Annotated in this window: 11 protein-coding genes; 3 read left to right on the top strand and 8 right to left on the bottom strand. The window is 59.0% G+C overall.

The features are described 5' to 3' along the window. From ACZ1GU_RS11655 to ACZ1GU_RS11665, 3 genes are all read right to left on the bottom strand, one after another. Positions 1-1218 carry an Nramp family divalent metal transporter gene (locus tag ACZ1GU_RS11655; protein WP_472648153.1) on the bottom strand — a complete coding sequence of 406 codons (1218 nt, stop codon included), beginning with the start codon at positions 1216-1218 and terminating at the stop codon, positions 1-3. After that, positions 1215-4850: a hydantoinase B/oxoprolinase family protein gene (locus ACZ1GU_RS11660; protein WP_472648154.1), complete on the bottom strand. Its 3636-nt coding sequence runs from the start codon at positions 4848-4850 to the stop codon at positions 1215-1217. Before ACZ1GU_RS11660 ends, ACZ1GU_RS11655 begins: the two co-directional genes overlap by 4 nt. 103 nt (positions 4851-4953) lie before the next feature. Next, positions 4954-5586 (bottom strand): bifunctional 4-hydroxy-2-oxoglutarate aldolase/2-dehydro-3-deoxy-phosphogluconate aldolase, encoded by a 633-nt coding sequence (locus ACZ1GU_RS11665; protein ID WP_472648155.1) that lies wholly within the window; start codon positions 5584-5586, stop codon positions 4954-4956. Positions 5587-5720: 134 nt separating this feature from the next. On the opposite strand from ACZ1GU_RS11665, the gene ACZ1GU_RS11670 reads away from it, so the two are divergent. Further along, the gene (locus tag ACZ1GU_RS11670; protein ID WP_472648156.1) at positions 5721-6515 is read left to right on the top strand and encodes a DUF1499 domain-containing protein; all 795 of its coding nucleotides are present in this window, start codon (positions 5721-5723) and stop codon (positions 6513-6515) included. Between the two features lie 5 nt (positions 6516-6520). Here the strand turns inward: ACZ1GU_RS11670 and ACZ1GU_RS11675 are convergent, their stop codons facing one another. The 4 genes from ACZ1GU_RS11675 to ACZ1GU_RS11690 form a co-directional block, all read right to left on the bottom strand. Then, complete coding sequence (locus tag ACZ1GU_RS11675; protein ID WP_472648157.1) at positions 6521-6958, bottom strand: CDP-alcohol phosphatidyltransferase family protein; 438 nt, start codon at positions 6956-6958, stop codon at positions 6521-6523. A 297-nt stretch (positions 6959-7255) separates the two neighbouring features. Continuing rightward, positions 7256-8581, bottom strand: coding sequence for a NupC/NupG family nucleoside CNT transporter (locus ACZ1GU_RS11680; RefSeq protein WP_472648158.1), 1326 nt, complete (start codon positions 8579-8581; stop codon positions 7256-7258). Further along, positions 8547-10685 (bottom strand): FAD-dependent oxidoreductase, encoded by a 2139-nt coding sequence (locus tag ACZ1GU_RS11685; protein ID WP_472648159.1) that lies wholly within the window; start codon positions 10683-10685, stop codon positions 8547-8549. The genes ACZ1GU_RS11680 and ACZ1GU_RS11685 overlap by 35 nt, the downstream gene beginning before the upstream one ends. 73 nt (positions 10686-10758) lie before the next feature. Further along, positions 10759-11877, bottom strand: a complete 1119-nt coding sequence (locus tag ACZ1GU_RS11690) for an FAD-dependent oxidoreductase (protein WP_472648160.1) — start codon at positions 11875-11877, stop codon at positions 10759-10761. A 448-nt stretch (positions 11878-12325) separates the two neighbouring features. Here ACZ1GU_RS11690 and ACZ1GU_RS11695 point away from each other — a divergent pair, with 448 nt between their 5' ends. Together ACZ1GU_RS11695 and ACZ1GU_RS11700 are read left to right on the top strand one after the other, a co-directional pair. Then, on the top strand, positions 12326-14173 hold the full coding sequence (locus ACZ1GU_RS11695) for a DUF1800 domain-containing protein (RefSeq protein WP_472648161.1): 1848 nt from the start codon (positions 12326-12328) through the stop codon (positions 14171-14173). Between the two features lie 7 nt (positions 14174-14180). Continuing rightward, a complete protein-coding gene (locus ACZ1GU_RS11700; RefSeq protein WP_472648162.1) occupies positions 14181-15614 on the top strand; it encodes a DUF1501 domain-containing protein in 1434 nt (477 codons plus the stop codon). Positions 15615-15671: 57 nt separating this feature from the next. On the opposite strand, the gene ACZ1GU_RS11705 is transcribed toward ACZ1GU_RS11700, so the two are convergent. Further along, complete coding sequence (locus tag ACZ1GU_RS11705; protein ID WP_472648163.1) at positions 15672-16808, bottom strand: acyl-CoA dehydrogenase family protein; 1137 nt, start codon at positions 16806-16808, stop codon at positions 15672-15674. Positions 16809-16830: the final 22 nt, after the last annotated feature.

Here is a 16830-nt window from a genome sequence, read left to right on the forward strand (position 1 = left end):
CTACATCAGCCCAGCGGCGCGCAGCACCAATCGCAACCCTAGTCCGCTCGCGATGAGCAGCACGACCACGCCAAGTATATTGGCCAACATGCCGTTCGCATGCTCGCCCAATATGCTCTTCTGGTTCATCACATAAAGCAGGAAGACGGCGATGATCGGCAACAGCAATCCGTTAGCGAATTGCGCGGCGACGATCACTTCGATGGGCTTGATACCCAGCATCGAAATGCTCGCCCCGATCACAATCACGCTGAGTGCGATGGCGCGAAAAGCGAGCGACTTCTGGCCGCCTTCGAGCTGCAGGATTTCGGTCATCGCAAAGGCGGTCGCTAGAGGAGCAGTGATGGCGCTGGTGAGGCCTGCAGCAAACAAACCTAGTCCCAACAGATATTTGGCCGAGGAACCGAATAATGGTTCGAACTGCCCGGCCATTTCAGCAGCGCTTTCCACCTTGATCCCGGCGGCAAACAGGCTCGCGGCGGCGGTCGACACAATCAGGATTGCGATGATCCCGCCAAGGCCAATGGCGATGCTTGTGTCAGTACGCGCAGCGCCGAGATCTTCTGCGCTACTCCAACGCGCTTTCGCAGCCGAGGCATGAAGGAAGAGGTTGTAGGGCACCACGGTTGTGCCGATCAGAGCGACCACTGTCAGCAAGGCATCTGCCGGGATGCTGGGTGAGAACATGCCTTGGAGCATGCCACTGAGATCGGGGCGAACCGTCACAAATGTTAGCGCGAATGCAAGCGCCATGATCGCAACCAACCCGAGCAAGACCCGCTCGATCTGTTTGTAAGTGCCGGTGAGAAGCAGCGCGACCGCGAGGATCGCAATAATGAGCACTGCGAGCGTGAAGACGCTGTCACCCTCTCCAACGATCGCTGCGATGCCGAGCGCTGCGCCTGACAGATTGCCCGCCTCGTACGCCGCATTGCCTGCATAAAGCGCCAAACCGACAAGCAGAACCAAGGGCCATTTGAGGAAGGAATGGTCGAAGACCTTGGCGATGCTTTCGCCAAGCCCTTGCTGCGCTACTGTGCCAAGCCGCGCGGACATTTCCTGCAGGATGATCGTCGCGATGGTTGCAAACACGAGCGCCCACAGCAACGCATAGCCAAAGCTCGCGCCCGCGATTGTGCAAGCCGTAACCGTGCCAGGTCCGATAAATGCGGCGGTGACCAGCGCGCCGGGGCCGATATTGCGAATGCGCTCGATCATTCCGACTTGCCTCTTCTGCGCTGATTGACTGGTCCAAAGCCACCACCTGTCGGCGTCTCGATCACAATCCGATCGCCGGGCTTCATTTCTGTCTGCGCGCAGCCGCCAAGGTCTTCGAGTGCGCCATCGCTGCGCTCGACAGTGTTGCGCCCCAGCCTGCCATCCTCGCCTCCCTTCAATCCCGGTGCCGCAACTCGCCTGCGATCAGACAGGATCGAGCTTTGCATATCCTCTCGGAAGCGGATCACCCGGCGCACACCGTCGCCCGCATTCCATTCACCCTTGCCGCCCGACCCGCGATCAATACCGAACTCGTCGAGTGCTACCGGATAGCGCTGTTCGAGAATCTCAGGATCGGTCATGCGCGTGTTGGTCATATGCGTGTGGACCGCCGATGCACCGTCAAAACCAGGACCAGCAGGCGCACCCGAGCAAATCGTCTCGTAATATTGCACGCGGTCGTTCCCGAACGTCAGATTGTTCATCGTGCCCTGCCCCGTCCCCAGCTTTCCGAGCGCGGCGAACAGAGCATCCGTTACCGCTTGGCTCGTTTCAACATTGCCCGCGACGACCGCGGCAGGGAAAGCAGGGTTTAGCATCGAGCCCCTCGGAATGATCACGTCGAGCGGTTTCATGCACCCGGCGTTCAAGGGGATGTCATCGTCAATCAGGCAGCGAAACACGTAGAGGATCGCCGCATTTGTGACCGCAAATGGCGCGTTGAAAGCGCTGTCCAATTGCGCGCTCGTGCCGGTAAAGTCGATGGTCGCGCGACCAGCCCGCTTGTCAGCCCGCACAGCAACTCTGATCACCGCACCGCTGTCGAGATCAAGTGCAAATTCGCCATCATCAAGCTCGGCAATCGCCCGCTTGACCGCCGCTTCAGCCGCATCCTGGATAAAGCCCATATAAGCGCTGACCACGGGCAGGCCGTAGCCTCGCACCAGTTTGGCAAGCTCGTTTGCGCCTGCTGCATTGGCCGCGACCTGCGCCATCAGGTCGGCGACATTCTGCGGAATGTTTCGTGCCGGGTAAGGACCACTGCCAAGTATCTGCTCGATCCGCTCACTCTGAAACTCGCCGCTTTCAACCAGCTTCACGTTGTCGAGCAGCACGCCCTCTTCATGGATGGTCCGGCCCATAGGCGACATCGATCCCGGCGCAATACCGCCGATATCTTCATGGTGCGCACGCGACGCGGTGAAGAACATCAGTTCACCACTCAGCTCATCGAAAACCGGCGTGACGACTGTAACGTCGGGTAGATGAGAGCCGCCCTTATGCGGGTTGTTGTGAACGAAGGCGTCGCCTGAATTGATCACTTCACCACTGTCCAGAATGGTCTTCACGCAGGCATCCATCGAGCCGAGATGCACCGGAACATGCGGGGCGTTGGCGACGAGATTGCCCCCAGCATCGAAGATCGCACAGGAGAAATCGAGGCGCTCCTTCACATTCACCGACTGCGACGTGTTGCGCAAGACAATGCCCATCTGCTCAGCAATCGACATGAAGAGATTGTTGAATATCTCGAGCGTAACGGAATCTCGCTCGACCACGTCGCCCGCATGCGTGATCGAAGGTTTCGCGGAGGATTGAGCGGTCACGATCAAATGTCCGAAACGATTGAGCTTCGCGCTCCAGCCCGGCTCAATTATGATGGTTCCGGTTTCCTCGGTGATGATTGCCGGTCCAGTGATGCGATGGTCAAAATGCACATCTTCAATTTTGAAGATCGGCGCGTTGTGGAATTGCCCTTTTGAGAACATTTGGAACGTATCGATAGCCTCCAGAGCTCCGTTCACACGCTCGTCAATCGCGCTTTCTTCAGGTGCACCGGCATCCACCCTCGACGCAACCAAAAGCGTGTCGAGCAAGACGTCTTTTCCCGACGCCAGAAAGCCAAATTGGCGGGCGTGATCCGCCTCGAATTGCGCGCACATATTTTGCGCGCTGCCCAATGGCACGCGGATGACCGTGTCGGTGCCGCGATATCGCAAGAGCGCCGACGCCTCGTGCTCGACTTCTGTCTCGGCCACGCCCTGCGCAGCCATATCCTCAAGGTTCTCCGCTTCCAGTTCAGTGGTGATCGCGCGCAGCTTCGTCTGATCAATCTCACCCAGCGCCAGCTCGATCACGCGCTGCCGCTCGGTCTCAATCGCCGCGAGGCCCATGCCATAGGCCGACAACACGCCTGCAAATGGGTGCAGCATGATCGTGCGAATCCCCAAGCGCTCGGCAACCAGACATGCGTGCTGACCGCCAGCTCCACCGAAGCAATTGAGCACATAATCCTGCACGTCATATCCGCGCGAGATCGAGATTTTCTTGATCGCTTGGGCCATGTGTTCGACAGCAATGTACAGGAAGCCTTCCGCCACTTGCTCTGGCGAGCGGCCATCTCCAATCTCATCGGCGAGCGCAGCGAAGCCTGATAGCGCGGCATCGTAATCCAAGGCCTGATCTTGGTGTGGCCCGAAGATTTTCGGAAAATGGTCAGGCTGCAATTTGCCGAGACACACATTAATATCCGTCACGCTCAACGGCCCGCCTCTGCGATAGCTGGCAGGGCCCGGATCAGCCCCTGCCGATTGCGGGCCTACTCGCATGCGTCCTTCATCACATCGCAAGACCGACCCGCCGCCTGCCGCAACCGTATGGATGTGCAGCATCGGCACGCGCATTTGCACACCTGCCACCTTCGTCTCATAGACCTTTTCGAATTCGCCGGCGTAATGCGAGACGTCGGTCGATGTGCCGCCCATGTCGAAACCGATCACGCGGTCGAAACCGGCGAGTTTGGCGGTGTGAACGCAGCCAACAATTCCCCCTGCTGGCCCGGAGAGGATTGCGTCGCGTCCACGAAATTGCACCGCATCGACCAAGCCGCCAGCGCTTTGCATGAAAAGCAGCTGGCCAGCTTCCTGATCGCCTCCGAAAGCGCCTGCGACCCGATCGACATATCGTCGCAGGATGGGCGTGAGATAGGCGTCGACGATCGTCGTTTCTCCGCGCGGCACAATCTTGCTGAGCGGGCTAACGTCATGGCTCGCAGAAATTTGCGTGAAACCGATCTCGCGGGCGATCTGGGCGACTTGCTGCTCGTGTTCTGGAAATTTGAAGCTATGCATGAGCGCGATTGCTACCGCCCGCAGCCCTCGATCGTAGTGCATCTGCAGAGATCTGCGCACTTGATCATGGTCCAGCGGCTGCTCCACTGTTCCATCAGCCAGGATGCGTTCATTCATTTCAGCCACGGCGCTGTAGAGAAGGTGCGGCTTTTCGATGTTGAGCGCAAACGTGTCGGGCCGAGACTGATAGCCGATCTCGATCACATCACCGAGGCCGCACGTTACCGCCAGCAATGTCGGTTCACCTCGCCGCTCCAAGAGGGCATTGGTGGCGATTGTCGTGCCCATCTTGATAGCAGCTATCCGATCGAGGGGGATGGGCGCGCCCTCATCCACGCCCAAAACCATGCGGATGCCGTGAAGCGCGGCATCCCTGTAATGCTCGGGATTATCAGACAGATGTTTGTGGGTCGTCAACGCGCCATCAGGCGAGCGGGCTACAATGTCGGTGAATGTGCCGCCGCGGTCGATCCAGAATTGCCAACCCGCCGTTTCGCTCATCACGCGTCGTCGCCCTCTACTCCCGTCATCCTGGCAGGGCATGAGCGAGAGTAGTCCGCTTGGCAAGCTACCCTCTGGCGATGGTGACCGCCTCTTGCGCAAGCTACCCTCTGGCGATGGTCACCGCCTCTTGCGCAAGCTTAGTGATCGCCGCGTAATCGCCGCTTTCGGTTGCAGATTTTGGGGTGAGCCAACTGCCGCCGCATGCGAGGACCTGATCGAGCGCGAGGAATTCGTGCAGATTTGCCGCCGAAACTCCCCCGGTTGGCATAAAGCGCATCTCGCGGAATACTGAACCGAGCGCCTTGAGCATCGGCACTCCTCCGGCGAGACTGGCTGGAAAGAACTTCACTTCGCGCAGGCCCAATGCGTAAGCGCGCTGAACTTCGCCAGCTGTCATTGTGCCGGGGAAGATCGGTACATCGTTCTCGATGCAGTACACCGCTATCTCGTCGACGAGGCCGGGTGAGACGATGAATTGCGCGCCGCTGTCGAGCACAGACTTGGCCTGATCCAGTGTCAGGACAGTGCCTGCGCCGACGATCAAGCCTTCGGTCTTCGCGATAATAGCTTCCATCCCTTTTTGTGCATCATCACTACGCATAACGACTTCAATGACTGACAATCCGCCCGCCACCAAAGCCTCTGCCGTCTTCACGGCCACATCGGGATTGTTCTCGCCGATCAGGGGAACCACTGGAGCTGCTGCGAGGCGGGTGGAAAGGTCGTTGCTCATTGCCAGATCTCGTTCGTTTTCAGGGTGTACACGGCATTAGCGCGCCAATTGCAATCAATGCCACTGAAATACGTATCCAAAGCGAGGTTTCTGCACGCTTGCACGAATTGACCGGGTCGCTAAACACGCGAGCCATGAAACAATATCCTTGGCACACTCGCGCTGTTTTCTACATGGCATTGCTGCTCCCGATTTACTTTGCGGTGGCTGCGCTCGGCACAAAGTTCGGCATTTGGGGCTGGCAGTTCAGCCTCGGCACGCTGATCGTCAAAGTCGGGCCGATCCTGCTGGGAGTCGTAGCGTTTGCGTCGCTGGTCTCGCTGGTCGTCGCCGCGCTGAAGAAGCCGCGCAAAGGCTGGCTGCTTTCAGTCATCGCTCTTTTTATTCCGATTTCGGCCTTTGTTCTGCTCGCTATGGCTCGCAGCCAGGCTGGCGCGGTTCCGCCGATCCATGATGTCTCGACCGATACCGCAAACCCGCCTGGTCTTTCAACAGCAGCTCTGGCGGCGCGTGATGAAAGCGGAGCAAACCCGATCAACGATTACCAGACGCCGTTGGGTCAGCTTGAGCCATGGAAGGATAGCGATCCAGAGCTTGCTTCGAAATCGCACGCGCAGATTATCACGAGTGCCTATGCAGACCTCGCCCCTCTGCCGCTCGGCGGTGCAAGCCAGGCTGACGCTGTCGTAGCCGTCGCAGCCGCGATGGAAGATATGGGCTTTGCCGAGGTGACTGCGGACACCGAAACTGGCCGGGTCGACGGTGTTGCAGAGACTTTCTGGTTCGGCTTCAAGGACGATGTGACGGCCCGCGTCAGCGAGAGCCAGATCGACTTCCGATCCGTTTCTCGTGTTGGCCTGAGTGACCTTGGCGCGAATGCTGAGCGGATTGAAGAATTACGCTCCAATGTGGCGGCGCGGCTTAACTGATCAGATCAATCTTTGAACTGATGGACAGCCATTGCGCTGCGCTGAAAGACGGTCGCTAAGCACAGACTCGCATGCGCGTATGCGAGCAAGGCGAACCATGTTGGAAACACGCACATTGCGATAAATACCACAATGGTTTCAGTCCCTTCCGCCAATCCGGTCGAGTAAAAGAAGCTCTTCTTCCCGTGTGCGTCTGTTCGTAAGCCGCGCTCTGCCGCAATGGTCGCAAATGCGAGGAAACTCGTGCCGGTCAGAACGAAGCTCGCAACCAATACCAGCGCGGGCAAAGCGTTCTCCGAAGCAGCAAATCCAAAGCCGACCGGAACCACGACATAAAACGCAAAATCGGCGACAATGTCGAAATAGCCGCCCAATGCGGTTGGCTGGGTGGCGCGCGCCACCGCGCCGTCCAAGCCATCGAGCACCCGGTTGGCGACAATCAACGCGAGCCCCAGCCATAACTCGCCAAAGCCGATCGCGGCTCGCCCCGCCCAGCCCGATCACGAGCCCACCAAGGGTCAGCATGTTCGCGCTGACACCGACGCGCGCGAGCACAGCGCCAATTCGGTTGAGCGGCGGATCAATCAGCGGGCGCAGCTTGGCGTCAAACATGGCTTTCTTTCTAAACGCCGCGACCTGCGCGGCGCAAACCTCCCGCTCCGCTTCCCGACCCGGCCACCAAGGAAACTATCAGGATATGGTGGCCGGGTGGGGAGGCGGGGCGGGAGGTCTGACACATACTAAAATGTCACCAGTCCAATCCACGCGCCCGTCATCGCGGTCGCCAGATTGCCCGCGATCCAGCTCTTCATGCCGAGGCCTGCCGTTTCTGCGCGCCGTTCCGGGCACAAGGTGCCAATGGTCGACACCAGCAGGCCAACGCTCGCAAGGTTGGCGACCCCGCACAAGGCATAGGTCACGATCAACAGGCTGCGCGGACCGAACGTGCCATCGGGCAATCCGGCCAGCTCCAGATAGGCGACATATTCGTTGAGGATCACCTTGGTACCCATCACGCCGCCAGCGGCCTGCGCTTCGCCCCAAGGCACACCGATCAGCCACATCAGCGGCGCAAACAGCCAGCCAAAAATCCGGCTGAGGGTTAGCGCTTCATCGCCGACCAGCGGCAAAAGCGCCAGCGCCTGATCGACCAGAGAGACCAGCGCAAACACCACGATGATCACCGCGATAACCGCCAGAAACAATTGCATCCCGTCCATCGTGCCTTTGACGATGGCATCGATACTGCCGTCATATTTCAGGCCCGGCTCGTTGCGCTCAACTTCGGTTCCGCCCGCATTGTCTGCGCCTGCAACCGCCACATCAGGCACCATCAGCTTGGCGATCAGCAAGGCTGCTGGCAGCGACACCAGAGAGGCAGCGATCATATGACCGACAGCATCGGGCACGGTCTGCGACAGGGTCGTCGCATAAAGGATCAGGATTGCGCCGCTGATCGTCGACATGGCGAGCACCATCACCTGAAACAGCTCTGCCCGGCTCATCTTGGCAAAGTAAGCGCGCACAACCAGCGGGCTTTCCACCACGCCGAGAAACATGTTCGCACCCCCCGAAAGGCCGACAACGCCGCTCACTTTCAGCGTCCGCCGCAGCAGATAAGACAGGCCGTTCACCAGCCAGCGCAATACGCCCCAATGCCACAGCAGCGCGGCGAGCGCAGAAAAGACAATCACCAGCGGCAGGATCTGAAAGGCGATGATAACCGGCGCATCCACGCCCTCTTTCAGCTCAAACGGCAGCGGCGCGCCGCCGAGATAGCCGAACATGTAAGACGAGCCATCGAGCGTCGCGCGCTCAATCGCGGAAACACCCGCATTGGCAAATTCCATCACGCTCCAAATGAAGGGTACGCGCACGATGATCAGGGCGAGCAGCCCTTGCAGCGCCAGCGCTCCTGCGATCCATTGCCACGTCGGGCGGCCTCCACGGTTTTCGGACAGGCTCCAAGCTAGGGCGACCAGGACAATCAGCCCCACTCCCCCCGGAACTGATCGAATAGTTCTATTCCGCTCAACCGCGCCGCCAATCGTGATACTTCTCGACAATACCGAGCAGCTTTTCAGGCTTGTTGGCTTTCTTCCAATTTCCGGCTGCGAACTTGTTCGCCTCAGCCATGGTCGGATATGGATGCACCGTGCCGAGGATCTTGTTGAGGCCCAGCTTGTGCTTCATCGCCAGCGTGTATTCGGCCAGCAATTCGCCCGCATGGCTGCCGACAATCGTCGCGCCGAGGATCGTGTCCTTACCCGGAGGCGTCAGAACTTTGACAAAGCCTTTGGTCTCGCTTTCGGCAATCGCGCGGTCGAGATCGTCGAGGTCATAGCGGGTGACTTCGTATTCGATGTTCTGCTCCTTCGCCTCGATCTCGTTGATGCCAACGCGGGCAACTTCGGGATCAAGGAAGGTCACAGCCGGTATCACGCGGTAATCCGCCTTAAAGCGTTTAAACTGGCCGAAAAGCGCGTTGACGCTGGCAAACCATGCCTGATGGCTTGCGGTGTGGGTGAACTGATACGGACCGGCGACATCGCCAGCGGCGTAGATGTTGGGGAATTTGGTCGCGAGAAATTCGTCGGTATTGACCGTCTTGTTGGTGTCGATACCGATGTCTTCAAGGCCGTAGCCTTTAAGACGCGCCGCACGGCCCACGGCGACGATCAGCGCGTCATAGGCAATGCTTTTTTCCTCGCCGCCATGCTCGACCACGACTGATCCATCGGCCACGCGAACAGCCTTGTGATCGGTCAGCACGTCGACGCCGGATTCCTCAAGCGATTGTTGAGCGAGTGCGGACACTTCTTCATCTTCGCGGCCAAGCACGCGCTCAGCCATTTCAATCTGGGTCACTTTGGAACCAAGCCGCGCGAGCGACTGGCTGATTTCGCAGCCGATTGGCCCACCGCCAAGCACCGCGACACGCGCAGGCGCTTCGTCCATCTCGGCAAACGCATCCCACATCGTGTCAGAGGTGAGGTAATTGCCTTCTGCAAGGCCATCGAGCGGCGGCACGAATGGCTCTGCGCCTGCTGCGATGACGATGCTGCGCGTGGTCAGACGCTGGGTCTCGCCATCATTGCGCGCAATCTCTACGGTCCAGGGGTCGATCACCTTGGCATAGCCTTCGACCACATCAACGCCGAGGCCGGTGTAGCGCTCGACACTGTCATGCGGCTCGATCGCTTTGATTGCGCCCATCACACGCTCGATCGTGTGCTTGAAAGGCACTTTGGGGTCGTGCGCGGCAAGACCATATTTGTCCGCATTGCGCATCATCTCTGCAACCTTGGCGCTTTTGATCAGCGCTTTGGACGGAACACAGCCGGTGTTGAGGCAATCACCGCCCATCTTGTTCGCTTCAACCAGGGTCACCTTGGCTTTGACGGTTGAGGCGATCAGGGCCGAGACAAGGCCAGCCGACCCTGCACCGATAACCACCAGATTGCGGTCAAAGCTCTTGGGCTGGTTGAAGCCTTTGTAGACCTTCCGGCGTTTGATAGCGGCGATGATGCCCTTGGCGATCCACGGGACGATCGCGAGAAGCACGAAGGATCCGATGATCGCAGGGGTGAGGATGCCGCTCGGGCTTTCAAGCGAGGCGAGCTGCGTGCCGGCGTTCACATAGACCGCGGTGCCGAGCAGCATGCCGACCTGGCTCACCCATGCGTAGGTGAACGTCTTGATCCGGGTGAGGCCCATCACAAGGTTGACGACGAAGAACGGGAATGCCGGGATCATCCGGATCGTGAAGAGATAGAACGCGCCATCGCGCTCCAGCCCGTTATTGACCGCTTTCAATCGGTCGCCGAACTTGCTCTCGATTGTATCGCGCAGGACAAAGCGAGAGGCGAGGAAGGCGAGGGTCGCACCAAGAGTCGAGGCGAAGGAGACAACGATCAGTCCGGTCCAGAAGCCGAACAGCGCGCCAGCCGCCAGCGTCAGTAAGGCCGCGCCAGGGAAGGATGCGGCGGTGGCGATGACATAGATCGCGAAGAACACCGCGATGACCTTGACCGGATTGTCGGCAAAGGTTTGCTGCGCGCCTGCGACCTGCTGCTTGATACCCTCAAAGGTCAGATATTGCCCGAGATCGAAGATGAAATAGGCCGCGATAAGCGCGCCAATGGCGAGAAGGATGATGATCTTCTTCATAAAAGTCCCTGCTTGGCGAAGTGATATCGCCCGATTGTTCTTCTCGCCTATTTCGTGACGTGGCCGCGCCCGGTTACATTTTTCCGCTCAACCGCGCGTACCGATCAAGCCAGCGCTTGTCGATCCAGCGTTTGAGTGCCGAGGCCCAGCGCCCTTTGGCTGCGAATGGGCCATAGGTCGCGATGGCAGACCCATTGCCGGTCGAAAGCAGGTAAAGGCTGGCCGTACGCGGGGTGTAGCTTTTGCGCGGAGCGCGCCCTGCGGCCGCGGCACGAAGGTTGGCAGCCAGCACAGGCCCGGCGTGAACAGCGTGGACGCCTGATCGCTCGACACAGCGATCTTGCCGCGACGCGACGTCACCGACCGCGTATATATGCGGGTGGGAGTGCGAGCGCTGGAACTGGTCGACCGCGATGAACCCGGCCTCGTCTGTGGCGAGGCCGCTGGCGGCGGGCCACTCGGGAGCGCCGCTTCCGAGCGCGGCAACGATAAGATCGACGGGTTCAAGGTTTCGATTTCCCGCCTGAAGCTGCCCGGAGGCGAGTTTGGCGTTTTCGGCGATGAGTTCGATCTTTGCGCGTTTCAGCTCGGATCGGACCAGCTTTTGAGCCGCCTCGCTAAAACCCGGCAGGACACCATCGCGCCCTGCGATTAATGTCAGCCGCGACTGGGACGCCTCGCCCAGCCGAGCGCGCAGACCAAACGCGAGCTCAACTCCGCCCGCCCCGCCGCCAATGACGCACAGGTGCTTGATATCCAGCCCGTCCCATTGGTCGGCCATCTGAGCGACGAATTGATCAATCGGCCTGACATCGAGGATGCGCGGGTCCTCTCCCAACAACTTTGCCGCCCTTCCGACCCCTCCGGTATCAATCGAAGCCGTCTCAAAGCTCACGCCGTCGCCGTCTTCAGTGACGATGAGCGAAGCATCAGGATCAATGCGCTTGCACCGGTCGAAAATGATCTTGGCGCCGGCGCGCTCGGCAAGCGCTGCCAGATCGACCAGCCCATCGGACTGGCTGTACTCCCCCGCGATCCATCCAGGCACCGTCCCGGAATACCGCAAGTGTCGATGTGGCGTCAGCAGGACCGCCTCGGGAAACGGCAGTCCGTGCCTGATCCAGTCAGCCAGAACCGCGAGGTGCGCATGCCCTCCGCCCACAAGCACAAGATTGGAAGAATGCGCCGCCATTCATTCTGCCCATCGCGGCTTGTCGGCTGGTTGTCAAAGCCTGTCGCCGTTATCCCAATCCACGGTCCCAACGCGCCCATGCCAGCGCGGCGACTCGGCAATAAGCCCATTCAAATCAACCGCTCATCGCACGTCAGCCAGCGTTAGTCTTATGTTAGCTAACTCATCCCGCGATCGCTCACCGCTTTGCTTCGCAAGCGCGCCAATCTCTGATGCTGCTTGTGCACATTCTTTCAGTCACCCGGTGGCGAAAGCGGGCTGAGACGAATTTTCGGCCCGGTGACAATTCACAAATTCTTCGGACAATCGCGATAGTCACTTCGGTCCTGAAGTGATGAAAGCCGCGTTAGCCTTTGTGTTTAGGAAGTGGTTACCTCGCCACTGATAGCGTGCGCGCAGCTTGGGATTGAGCCCGCTGAAAGGCGGGAATTCGGGAGTGGGACCAGTAATGAGTGAAGACGTAATCGACAAACCGGTGCCAAGCACATCGGTAGAGCCCGAAGTAGCTAAAGCCGATACAGCTGACACTGGCAACAGCGGCCAGATGGCCAAAATTGGTCTCGTTTCCACCCTCGCGCTTGCAACCGCAGCATGCGGCGGCGGTGGAGGTTCCGGCGGCGGTACGCCAACAAGCGGAGGCGGCGGCGGGACCGGTGGCACCCCAGCGCCAACGGTCGTCACCCCACAAACCGATGAAGAAGCAGCGCGTTTCCTGCTTCAAGCATCGCTTTCAGCGTCCACGGCGGAATTGTCAGCCCTTCGTTCAGAAGGATATGAGCCTTGGCTCAACCGCCAAATGAGCCGCAACAACGATCAAACCGCGCGGCAATATTTCGCCAGCAACGGCTTCGATGTGGTTAACTCAGAGCGCTATTATTTCAACTCACGCATCGCCGATAACATGTTGTGGAGCCAGCTGCTTTCAGGGGGCAGTCAGGTGCGCAAACGCGTTGCTCTAGCCCTGTCCGAATTCTTCGTCATTTCCATCAGCGGCATCAACAATGCATGGCGCTCACAGGGCGTCGGCGAATATTGGGATATCCTGAACCGCCACGCGTTTGGCAACTTTCGTGATCTGCTTGAGGACATCACCCTCAGCCCGGTGATGGGGATTTATCTCAACACGCTGGGCAATCGCAAAGCGGATCCAAATTCCAGCCGCGTTCCCGATGAGAACTTTGGTCGTGAAATCATGCAATTGTTCACAATTGGCCTGTTCGAACTGAACAATGACGGAACCCTTCGCCGAAATGGCAGTCAACCTATCGAGACTTATGACAATGATGATGTCACTGGCATCTCGAAAGTCTTCACCGGCTATGACTATGATTTCACCGGCATAGGCTTCACGCGAGATGGTGGTGGGGGCAGTTTTGACGTTCCCGACCCTGATTACACCCGCAACCCGATGACAGCCGACCCATCGCGTTGGCGCTACCCACGCAATGAAAGCTTTCATTCCGATGCGGAGAAGACATTTCTCGGCACGACTATTCCGACCGGTACCGGCGCGGCAGAATCGCTCCGGATCGCGCTCGATACGCTGTTCAATCACCCCAATGTGGGACCATTCTTTGGCAAGCAGATGATCCAGCGACTGGTCACCAGCAATCCATCGCGCGCCTATGTCGATCGTGTTGCCACCGTGTTCAACGACAATGGCAGCGGTGTGCGCGGTGATTTGCGTGCGGTTTTCAAGGCCATTTTACTTGATGACGAAGCGCGGGCGATGACCAATGTTACCAATCCCAACTTCGGCAAGCTGCGCGAACCCATGTTACGCTTTATTCAGTGGGGGCGCACCTTTGGCGCGCAATCGTCCGATGGCATTTTCAATCTGGGCGATACGTCCGACACGGTAAACCGGATTGGCCAATCGCCGATGCGCTCTCCGTCGGTGTTCAACTTTTTCAGGCCCGGTTATGTCCCGGCAGGATCGCAGGCTGCGGATCGCAACCTGCTTGCCCCGGAATTCCAGCTGGTGAACGAAACATCGGTTGCCGGATATGTGAATACGATGGAGCGCGTGATCGATGGCTCGGTGTTCTGGCTGCGCGACGTGAGTCCGCAATACACCGCAGAAATCGATCTGGCTAACGACAGCGACGCCCTGCTCAATCACCTCAATCTGCTCCTCACGGGCGGCCAGCTGAGCGACAATGCGCGCGGCCTGATCAAGCCGGTTCTGGACGAAATCGAAGTGACAGCGACCAGCGACAATGAAACCAAACTCAGCCGTGTCCATCTCGGCGTGCTGCTGATCATGGCTTCAAACGACTATCTCGTTCAAAAATAAGGATTGCATGATGTATATTGGCAGAGGAACCGAACTTTCGCGCCGCGCATTCATGCGTCGCTCCAGCCAGCTTGCAGGCGCAGGCGTGGCATCATCTTACGCACTTGGTCTTGCCGGCGCTGGCGAAGCCGCGGCATTCTCTGCAGCGGGCGGATATAAAGCGCTGGTCTGCGTCTTTCTTTATGGGGGCAATGACCACGGCAACACTTTCATTCCGTACGACGCAGCAAATTATGCTCGATATGCGGATATTCGTGGCGGCCAGAACGAGGAAGGCGGCGGTATTGCTCTCGCGCGGTCCAGCCTCGCCAACACGGTGTTGGCTACTCCCAGCGACCAGACGCTCACCGATGACATTCAATATGCTCTTGCGCCGAGCATGCAGCGCCTCAAGGCGCGCTTTGACCAAGGGGCCATGGCGCCGCTACTCAATGTCGGTCCGCTGGTCGTTCCGCTCACAAAAGAGCAGTTTGAAAGCGGGAACAATTCGCAATTCCCGCGCCCGGCTAAGCTGTTCTCGCATAACGATCAGCAATCAACCTGGCAGAGCTCTCAGCCCGAAGGGTCAACCACGGGCTGGGGCGGACGCATGGGTGATCTCGCGCAGTCGAGCAACACCAACTCCATGTTCACGTTGATCAATGCAACTGGCAACGCAGTGTTTATGACGGGCGAAACCGCAACACCTTACAAAGTCTCTAACCAAGGGGCCACTTTGTTTCGCGGCATTGATCGAGGGCGTGTTTACCGCTCCCAATCGGCTTCAACCGCACTCGATGGCCTTTTGCGCGCAAGCGGCGGCAACGTCTTGGAAGCTGACCACTCAATGGTGAATGCCCGCTCCATCGAATATGGCGGCTTCGTTCGCGATGCGCTGGAAAACACAACGGTTTCAACTGACTTTGGCCAAGGAAACAGGCTTGCCGCACAGCTTTCGGTTGTTGCGCGCCTGATTGCGGCGCGAAACCGGCTGGGCGTGACCCGCCAGGTCTTCATGGTCGGCATGGGCGGTTTCGACAATCACGACGGATTGATTGGCCAACACGAAGGCTTGCTCAGCACACTCGATTTTGCATTGGACGCGTTTTATCAATCCACGCTCGACCTCGGCATTGCAGATCAGGTCACAACCTTTACCGCATCTGATTTTGGCCGCACCCTCGCCTCAAATGGCGACGGGTCGGACCACGGTTGGGGAAGCCACCACATGATCTTAGGCGGCGGTGTAAACGGTGGCCGGTTCTATGGCACCGCGCCGCAAGTCTCGGTCGAAAGTGATGACCAGGTTGGTCGCGGGCGTCTGCTCCCGTCAGTTTCGGTTGACGAGTATTCCTCGACGCTGGCGCAGTGGTTCGGCGTTAGCTCGTCAGAGCTGCCCTCAATCGCACCGAATATTGGCCGTTTCGCCAGCCCTGATCTGGGCTTTATGCAAACGACCTAAGAAGAAGGGGCTCCGCGCACTTACGCAGAGCCCCACTCTTCTTCGGCCATGCGTCGCCTAAGCGTTGGCGAGCGCGATATGCCGCTTCATGTGGTGATCGACATTGCCAAACTCGCTGTCGAAGATCGTCAGGCGCTTGAAGTAGTGCCCGATGGCATATTCATCGGTCATGCCGTTGCCGCCGTGGATTTGAATCGCTTCCTGACCAATATAGCGCGCCGCCTGACCGACACGGACTTTGGCCGCTGAGACGGTGAGCTGGCGCTCTGCCTCAGGCGCGTCGAGCTTGAGCGTCGCCAGATAGGTCATTGAGACCGACTGCTCGTATTCGGTGAACATGTCGACCATACGGTGTTGCAGCACCTGGAACTTGCCGATCGGCACGCCAAACTGCTTGCGCTCGCGCGAATAGTCGACCGTCATGGTGTGCGCGACCTTCATTGCGCCGCAGGCCTCTGCGCACTGCGCAGCGATGGCTTCGTCAGTCACCCGCTCGATCAGGGGCAGGCCATCGCCTTCCTCGCCGATCAAGGCTTCGGCGGGGATCGAGGCGTTCTCGAAGAAGACTTCCGAAGCGCGGCGGCCATCAACCGTCGCATAGTCGCGGGTTACGACGCCATCGGCGTTCTTGTCGACTACGAATACCGACACACCCTCGCGGTCACGCCGGTCGCCCGATGTGCGCGCGGTGACGATCAGATGGGTCGCCCACGGCGCGCCGATTACAACAGCTTTGTGACCGTTGAGGACATAGCCGGAACCGTCCTTTTTTGCGGTCGTTTCCAGATCGGCATAATCATAGCGGTCGCGCGGCTCGGCATAGGCGAAGGCAAAGATCTGCTCGCCCGAGACTATGCCCCCGATATGCTCTTCCTTTTGCGCGGCGGTGCCCGCGTGCTTCAAAAAGCCGCCCGCGCACACAACGGTCGGAACGAACGGCTCGACCACCAGACCTTTGCCGAACTCTTCCATCACGATCATCGCATCGACCGCGCCGCCGCCGAAGCCGCCATCTTCTTCGGCAAAGGGCATGCCGAGCAGGCCGAGTTCAGCCAATTGCGCCCAGATTGCAGGCTGCCAACCGCTTTCGCTGTTGATCGCCTCCATGCGCGTTTCCCATGCATAGTTTTCGCGAACCAGCCGCGTCAGGCTGTCGCGCACCATGTCTTGTTCTTCGGTGAAATTGAAATCCACGTAGTTTCTCCCGCGCGTTAAC

Source organism: Erythrobacter sp. HA7-11 (assembly GCF_055693605.1).

Excerpts from the sequence above, each read along its gene's own strand:
- ACZ1GU_RS11655 (WP_472648153.1), bottom strand. The coding sequence starts at position 1,218 with ATGATCGAGCGCATTCGCAATATCGGCCCCGGCGCGCTGGTCACCGCC.
- ACZ1GU_RS11660 (WP_472648154.1), bottom strand. The coding sequence starts at position 4,850 with ATGAGCGAAACGGCGGGTTGGCAATTCTGGATCGACCGCGGCGGCACA.
- ACZ1GU_RS11665 (WP_472648155.1), bottom strand. The coding sequence starts at position 5,586 with ATGAGCAACGACCTTTCCACCCGCCTCGCAGCAGCTCCAGTGGTTCCC.
- ACZ1GU_RS11670 (WP_472648156.1), top strand. The coding sequence starts at position 5,721 with ATGAAACAATATCCTTGGCACACTCGCGCTGTTTTCTACATGGCATTG.
- ACZ1GU_RS11685 (WP_472648159.1), bottom strand. The coding sequence starts at position 10,685 with ATGAAGAAGATCATCATCCTTCTCGCCATTGGCGCGCTTATCGCGGCC.
- ACZ1GU_RS11690 (WP_472648160.1), bottom strand. The coding sequence starts at position 11,877 with ATGGCGGCGCATTCTTCCAATCTTGTGCTTGTGGGCGGAGGGCATGCG.
- ACZ1GU_RS11695 (WP_472648161.1), top strand. The coding sequence starts at position 12,326 with ATGAGTGAAGACGTAATCGACAAACCGGTGCCAAGCACATCGGTAGAG.
- ACZ1GU_RS11700 (WP_472648162.1), top strand. The coding sequence starts at position 14,181 with ATGATGTATATTGGCAGAGGAACCGAACTTTCGCGCCGCGCATTCATG.